This is a genomic window from Salinicola rhizosphaerae (assembly GCF_014652715.1).
Taxonomy (GTDB): Bacteria; Pseudomonadota; Gammaproteobacteria; order Pseudomonadales; family Halomonadaceae; genus Salinicola; species Salinicola rhizosphaerae.
On record NZ_BMZI01000014.1, the window covers coordinates 1 to 5,822 of the forward strand.

5 protein-coding genes are annotated in these 5,822 nt (G+C 56.4%); all 5 read right to left on the reverse strand.

The annotated features are described in order from the left end of the window. Positions 1-470: contractile injection system protein, VgrG/Pvc8 family (locus IE125_RS19090; RefSeq protein ID WP_189446280.1), on the reverse strand; the 470-nt coding region annotated here is incomplete at its 3' end. Positions 471-520: 50 nt separating this feature from the next. Further along, entirely contained in the window at positions 521-1,591 is a 1,071-nt protein-coding gene (locus IE125_RS19095; protein ID WP_189446281.1) for a DUF6708 domain-containing protein, read from the reverse strand. Between the two features lie 2 nt (positions 1,592-1,593). Then, positions 1,594-4,263, reverse strand: coding sequence for a T6SS effector BTH_I2691 family protein (locus tag IE125_RS19100; protein WP_189446282.1), 2,670 nt, complete (start codon positions 4,261-4,263; stop codon positions 1,594-1,596). Beyond that, complete coding sequence (locus IE125_RS19105; RefSeq protein WP_189446283.1) at positions 4,260-5,147, reverse strand: DUF4123 domain-containing protein; 888 nt, start codon at positions 5,145-5,147, stop codon at positions 4,260-4,262. The genes IE125_RS19100 and IE125_RS19105 overlap by 4 nt, the downstream gene beginning before the upstream one ends. A gap of 3 nt (positions 5,148-5,150) precedes the next feature. After that, positions 5,151-5,822, reverse strand: a 672-nt coding sequence (locus IE125_RS19110) for a DUF2345 domain-containing protein (protein ID WP_189446284.1), incomplete at its 5' end; no start/stop codon positions are given.

Consider the following 5,822-nt stretch of genomic DNA (forward strand, 5'->3'; position numbering starts at 1 on the left):
GCGGGATAGTCGCGACGCAAATCGAAGCGGTAGCGGCCTTTGGCCAGCTTGTGACCGTCGAACACGTCGGTGAGGACATCGACGACGCTGCGATCCTGGAAGATGCGGCTGTCACGGCCGAGCTCGAGCATGGCCAGCCACGGCACCAACGTGAGCTGATAGTAGGTGACGCCGCCGTCTTCGCCCAGCAGCGCTGCCTCACTAACCAGACCGTGCAGGCGACGATAGCTGCCGTCAGCTTGCAGGATCGAGAGCCTGGCCGGCTGCGCCATCAGCGTCTTGAGTTCGAGGTCGCCCTGCTGGGAGATGCAGTCGAGCGTATAGCGGAACGGCTCGCTGACGCGCTCCTCGCCGACCAGCCGGTGCGGGATCAGCGACGCCCCGGCGAGCTCCAACGTCAGCAACCGCTGAGACTGCGACAGATCGATGTCGAAAGTCTCGAATAAAGAATCGAGTGTTATGTCAGCCATCAATCACACTCCCGCCTGCGAGATAAAAGAAAGTCGCCTTGTATTTTTCATCAGAGATATCCTCTGAAACAGAAATACAGAATGACCAATACTTCTGCCCATCCGAGCAGATAACAGAACAGCGGCCAGAGAATCTCTTTCGCGGTCAGAGGGGCCTCGGTGTGACGATTACGCACGTAAGGATCGTCCGGTGCGACTTGGCATTTCTCTTCGACCCACTCGGGCCAGCGCGGCACGCGGCAGGTCCATTTGGCGATGAGGCGGCCGGTGCCGGCCCACATGACCGCCGGGGCAAGGATCAACTGAACGGCACGGCTATCCGCAAGAACTTGTTTCGCTTGTATAAGCGAATGGATAAAGCTCTCGCGTTTGCCATCCAGATCCAGCAGGCGTTGGTCGACCTGATAGGCCTGGATATGGCCGTCGTGCTCCTCCATATAGCGGCGCACCAGTTCCCAGATTTCCAGTACGCCTTTCATGCCTTTGAGGCCTTCGTACTTGAAGAAGACGACGTGATAAAGCAAGTTACCGTTGCGATCCCGTACGTATCCGCGAATCTCTTCGCGTGACATCCCTCGCCGATCCTGGGACTTCGTCGCCTCGCTAGTGTAAAACTGAATATCGTCCCAATTCATGGTGACGACACCCATATCCTGCGACCAGGCGTAGACCTTGCGATCACGGCGATTGAAGCGCATGGGATAATGAGTCTGACGAAACATATCCCTTCTTATAAAGGCGTTTATAATCGGCAATAACAACAAAAGCCCTAAAATAAGCGAGAAAACAACGATGCCGGAAAGAAGCAAAGGAATCTTACCAGCCCCGCTAGTTATTATGTAAAGAAATCCACACAAAAACACGATCAGAGCAAAAAGGCCGGCAACCCCCAGCAGGGAATAGATTCCCCGCAAGCGATTCCCCGAATCCACGACTTCGATGAAAGTAGAGTTCGAACAAATAACCGCATCATTAAACTGGCATGACACCGTTTTTAAAGGTGACTTGCGGATCAACAATGAGGTCTTACCAGTGCGCCGTAATACCTTACTCATGGCGCTGGAAAATCCCAGATTACCTCGAACAATTAAGTTATAATAGTCTCTCGAATTACCTTGCATGACTAATCTTCCTTGTTGGTAATGGCCTCAAGGCGACTCAAGTCATCTTCTAGTTTTGCAATGCCCAACCCCAGCTCTCCGCGCTGCCCAAAAGCGCATTCTGCAATCCATTCCTGCAAATCATTTTCCGTATACCACACAATGGCAATTGCTATAGAAATTGCGACCACCCCAAGTATTCCCGTCACCCCCCATAAAAAAGTTGCTGACAACCCTAAGATCCCAACACCACCTGCTGCTGTAGCGGCGCCTGCAACCGAGATTAAAATTGTCGTGCCTAGAGTAAAAAATCCAGACAGCATATATAGGGTGCCCACTACCCATTTTCCATCAGCCAGATTTTCTCCCCCTTCCCAAGCGTCCATCAGGCTCAAAATAATCCCACCCACCAAACCAAACCTTGTCCCCCATCTCAGGAAAAACCTGCTGGATCCGGCCAGTAGATGATCCGTGGCCTCAAATACTTTCCGTGCATGCTCCAGCGTCTTACCTACAAGCTCAGCGGCGCCGCTGGCCAGGGCGAACCCCATACCGAGTAGACGCCCCTGGGCTTGTAGGCCCGCGCCAAGGATGCTGTTCATCTTCCCTAGCTGATCGTTCAGGCTGATGTAAGCCAACGCCACCCCCACAATGCCTGCCGAGAAATCCAGCCTTTCTCGACTTGTCAGACTTATTGCTTTGGAGGGCGAGGACGTTTCCGCCATAAATTCCTCGAGTGGAGTAAGGTCTATCTGGCGTATATCGAAGGTCACAGGGGGCTCCGCGATGAGCGAGCGCGTTTCCACCCGAACCTTCTGCTGGAATTGATGTAGCTCACTCTCACCCCAGTCGGGGTAGATCAACTTGAGCGGCTCGCGCGTTCGGGATAGGGCTTCCTCGAACGTCACGCTGACTTGGGTGATCTGAACCGAGCTTCCAGAGATCATCCCCAAGGTGAGCAGAAGTGGCGTCGGGCTCCGCGCGTTGGCCACGGCACTTTGCATTGGCCCCAGCACATGGCCGAGCATTCTGGCGGGAGAGGCAACTTCGTCGGGGTAATCTTCCGTCAGCCCAAGATAAGCGGCGATCAACGGTCCCCAAGGTAAGGTGGCGGGGTTGTTGGGTTTGGCATCAAAATCGACATCGCTTGCTGCCATGATCTGTTCGACCAGCGCTTGCTGATTGAGGCACATGCCTCTCAGCAGCAGGTTGCTATTGTCGATCTCGCTCGCAGACAGCCATTCGACATACTGTTTGAACGCAGGCGCGTAGCTTTGGGTACCCAACAGCACAAAGGAGATAACGGAGACGAAATTGATACCCGACTCGACGTTCGCATCATCGAATCGGCTGTTGAGGTAGATCAATAGGGGATTGCCGGTCAACCAGCTCACATAAGCCGATGCCAGTGGCTGCATATTCTCTTTATCGTAATCCGATAGCTGCGGGCGATAGGTGTTCTCCATCCAGTGGTCGGGCTCGCCGGGCCGGAGCTTGTCGCCATACTTGCCCCAGGCATCATCGGCGGCTTCTTCGAGTTCAGACTCACTGATGCTTTTGTAGGCGGCCAGCCGCGTGGCTTTGACGTCTCGTCGGTAGGCAGGGTCTTCTTTCTGCCGACATTCGAAATTGGCTTTGGCCGCCTGTGCCATGCCGGGCGGGCCACCATAAGTACGGTAATACTCATGCTCGAGGCGCTCCTCGACGATCTCCTCGGCGCGTTGCATCCGCGCCCGCTCCCGAAAACCGTCACGTAGCGCATTGACGACACCCGCCGTCACGAAGGGGCGCTTGATCGCCTCCTTCTCGTTGAACTCCTTCTCTCGTTCGGCGAGTAGCGCAGCGAGATCGCTAGTGATACCGGCCGGGTCGTCGAGCACGAACAGCGCCGGCGTCATCTCACTCGGCTCGGCCTGGCGTTGCGACCACTCTATGAACCCGTCGACATCGTCCTGAATCCCGTTGACGGGCGCCAAGCTGTGGCTCAGCGCGTTCACTTCCGTGGTTTGCGTTGTTGCATCACCACTATTATCGCTCGGTTGCCGTCTTACCCAGGGGAAGTTGGCTTCAGCCACGCGCTCACCAAGCTCGCTGAGCGGACGAGTGTAGTCCGCCGTTTCACTTTTCCATTGGGGCATCGAGAGCTTGCGCATGGTGTCACGACGACCGTTCTCGTTAGTGGCGTGCTCCTTCCATACACGCTTTGTCCAACGGTCATCGGAAAACGCCAAGTACAGTTCCTGAGCGTCCTGAGCCGCCGGGATCGTGATACAACGCCCGGGATAGACATGCTCAGGATTGGCGCGACAGGGAAATTCCTCATCCTCCACTGCCGCGTTGACGTCGGCATCGAGCGGCCCCGGCTCGTCGGGATCGATTGCCAGCAACTCGTCATTGGTGACATCAATATAACGACTGAGAAAGCCTTCATCGGTCACGTAGTAACCCTGCCAACGTCCGCGGGCGGCGTTGAAAACATACAAGAAGCCCTCTCGCAGCAGCCTCAACGTATAGTGCTGATCTCTTCCCAGTTCGATGGCGGAGACGGCATCTTCCTTGAGGTCGTTCGAGAGTTCGGGAGCGTGAATACCAACATCGTCGCTTCGTGCCACGGCGTAACGCACGGGCAGGATGGGTAAGCCACCGCCGCCACAGAAACTACACTCGGGGCGTCCACTACCGGCGCTACTCATGTGCGCTCCTTCAGATCGGAAATAATGGTGTTCCACGCGGTGTTATTGAACTGGCGCAAACGGTCTGCTGCACCGGGCGGTGCCAACGCAGCCTGATTCAGTTGACTCTCGATATCCGGATGCATGACGAGATCTGGGTGATACCTGGCAGCGCTTTCCGCTACAAACTGTTGATCCTCAGCCGGTAGCCCGAACGTTTCATCCAGGTATCGCATGGTGTCGTCCAGCCATCGCCAATGCACCATGTCCTGTGGCCAATCGGGTGCGATCGCCTGCAGTCGACGCAGGCTTCTATTGAGTGCCGCAAAGCGGTCGATGCTCAGCCATTGATTTCGATTAAGCTCGAGCCAGCTGATCCTCGGAGCCTCTTCAGGGCGCTCCAGCGTCTGCCAGTGACCGGGGCGATCTTGCCAGGACCAGTGAGTTACTGACCCCATTAGTCGTGTCAGTTGCCTTGGCGTCAGCAGCCAGACCAGATGTCGAAAAACAAGAGGATCGTAATATCGAAACCAATGGGGTTGGCGTTCTTGACGACGCCGCTGGAGAAGCTGTCGCTTCAGGTGCGTAGCTACCGTCTCGACGCTTGCCTTGCTCTTCAATAAAGCCGAAAAAAATGACAATCCGCGTTTGTCATACCGACGCATACGATTAGTGAGATCGCCGTACGTGTTGCCAGATATTGAGCCAAGATCAACCAATTGCGGTAAGCGATGGGCGCGAGCCGGTGCAGGGGACGTCTCCAAGGCGACAACTGGTAAATCTTGCCAATCTCGCATTTGAACAATCAGTGGATTGATCAACGCATAGTTGAATCGCTGCCGAAGCTCGTTGGCAACGGCTCCACCCTCGGTATGAATGAGCGATTCCATCGGCAATGGCTGCATGATTTAGCTACCTACAGGGGTGCTGCCCGCGGCCGACTTGTCAGCGCCGGCAAATTGCTTCTCGCATTCGCCTTCCGGTAACTCAGGCAGCTCAACGCCTTGACTCGCCGGTCCCCCAAAACTCTGCGTCGCGCCTTTGACCGTGACCTTGCCGGGGGCGTGAAGCTGGATATCCCCACCCTTGATACGCACGTAGGCGCCGCCGCTGACGAGAAGAATTTCCTCGGCGGCGGCGAGATCGATCTTGTCTTCGCTGGAGGTGACGCTGAGGTCGCGCCGGGCGATGGCTTCGAGGTTGTCAGACTGCGCTTGCATCTGGACCTTGCCTCGAGCAGCGAACAGTTTGATGCCGGCTTTTTGCACGTAGAGCGAAATCGCCCGTGCCACCGAGGCGACCAGACTCTTGCCGGTGGCCACGTTGACGTCTTCGCCACTCGAGACACTCAGCGATCTGCCCTGCGCCAGGTGGGTCGATTCCGGCGTGCTCATCGTGATGCCGGCCGGCGAGGCTATATGCAGCCACGGCGCTTTCATGCGCGCGGATTCGCCTCGGCCGCTGCTGTCGCTGGCGCCGGCGGCGTTGGATTGATCGCTTCCCTGGGAGCCACTCAGCTGTTCGCTGTTGCCGTAGGTGTCGTCGGCGTCTTCACCGGCCTGCTTGAGATTCTCGCGGCT

Coding starts and splice junctions, on each gene's coding strand:
- IE125_RS19100 (WP_189446282.1), bottom strand. CDS start 4,263: ATGAGTAGCGCCGGTAGTGGACGCCCCGAGTGTAGTTTCTGTGGCGGC.
- IE125_RS19095 (WP_189446281.1), bottom strand. CDS start 1,591: ATGCAAGGTAATTCGAGAGACTATTATAACTTAATTGTTCGAGGTAAT.
- IE125_RS19105 (WP_189446283.1), bottom strand. CDS start 5,147: ATGCAGCCATTGCCGATGGAATCGCTCATTCATACCGAGGGTGGAGCC.